Source organism: Methylobacterium sp. WL6 (assembly GCF_008040095.1).
Lineage (GTDB): Bacteria > Pseudomonadota > Alphaproteobacteria > Rhizobiales > Beijerinckiaceae > Methylobacterium.
In genome coordinates this window covers 1-1,567 of record NZ_VRVH01000541.1, presented here as the reverse complement: position 1 = coordinate 1,567, position 1,567 = coordinate 1, and the positions used below count along the sequence as shown (strand labels likewise).

The following is a 1,567-nucleotide window of genomic DNA, read 5'->3' as shown; positions in this document are numbered from 1 at the left end:
GGCCGGCGTCGCCTTCTTCGGCTGGGCGAGGGCGGGTCCGGCAAGGCCGGCGAGCGCAAGGAACGCGGCGGCGCGCATCAGGAGCGCCGGGCTTTTGGCGAAGGACATCGGCTCAGACCCTTTGAAGTTCGTCGATGAAGAGGACGTCGTCGTGACGGGAAAACGTGATGCGGTGCGGGACGCGGGCGGCCGGTCCGACAGGGCGCCGCGCTGGTCCCGGGCGATCGGGCGGCCTGCATTCCCCGCCGAATGCGGCGAAGGCATGACACCCACCGCGACACCCGGCCCCGCGCATGCGGGATATCCGCGGGTCGGCCTTAGGCGGGGGTTAACCCTAAAACCCGCATCGATGGCCAGTCGTCCCCGTGCGGGATGTCGGGCGACGCCCTTCGGATGGAGTTCGAGAACCCCGTGAGCGCGGCGCAGCCCTCCATCGAGCCGTCGACCGCCGGATGGGGACCGGCCGCCGATCGACGCCCCCTGCCCCGGACGGCGGCCCGCGAGCCGGTGCGGTCGCCGGCCGCCGCCGAGGTCGTCCTTCCGCGGGTGGGCCTGTGCGCGCTGCTCGCCGGAACCGCCCGCCTCGACCCCGCCCGCCTCGCCTTCTCCGACGCCGCGCCCAAGCGCGGCTGGAGCGACAGGCCGTCGATGACCTGGACCTACGGGACGGCGGCCGAGATCGTCGGGCGGCTCGGCCGGGCCCTGCGGACGTGGCGGCTGCCGCCGGGAAGCCGGATCGGCCTGTGGTTTCCCGGAAGCACCGAGGGATTGATCGCCCACCTCGCCGTCGAGGCGGCGGGGCACGTCCCCTGCCCGCTGCCCGCGTCCTGGACCGAGGCGCAGGCGGCGGCCGGCATCCAGGCGGCCGGCCTCTTCGCGGTGCTGACCCAGACCCATGTCGGGGCCGGCCGCCCGGCGGAGGCGATGTGCCGGATCGCGGCCGGCTATTTCGGCCTGCGCTATCTCGCCGCCTTCGGCCCGGCCGTGCCCGACGGCGTGATCAACCTCGACGCGCTCGCCCTCGACCGGGCCGGGGGCGCCATTGCGTTGCCCGAGACCGGCGGCGGCCTCGTCAGCTTCGTGGCGGGCGATCCGGCGCGGCCGGTCCACCGGACGGGCGACGCCCTGCTCGCGGCGGTCGCCGCGCACCTGGTCTCGGCCCGGATCGAGCCCGGCGACCGCATCCTCACCCTGCTGCCGCCCTCGGATCTGCGCGGGATCGTCACCGGCCTCGGCGCGGCGCTCGCCGTCGGCGCCGACCTCGAGACGATGCCGGTCTTCGACGGAGGCGCGCTGATCGAGAGCCTGGCGCATCCGCGCCCGACCCATCTCGTCGCCCCGGCCTTCCTGGAGGGTGCGCTCGACGCCCTGCCCGCGACGACGCTGCGCTCGGTCGTCCTCGCACGCCGTGCGCCCGGGCCCGTGCCTCCGCCCGGACCGGACCCGGCACGGCCGGTGCTCGATGTGCTGGCCTTCGACGAGGATGCGATCCTCTCGGTCAGGCGCAAGGGGCCGGGCCTCGCCGGGGCGCTCACCGAGCCCGGCCACCGCGCCCTGCCCCCTTCCC

At 75.7% G+C, this 1,567-nt stretch carries 1 protein-coding gene; it reads left to right on the top strand.

What is annotated here, in order from left to right; genetic code table 11:
- Nucleotides 1-411: 411 nt before the first annotated feature.
- Nucleotides 412-1,567: AMP-binding protein (locus FV230_RS28160; RefSeq protein ID WP_187275660.1), on the top strand; the 1,156-nt coding region annotated here is incomplete at its 3' end.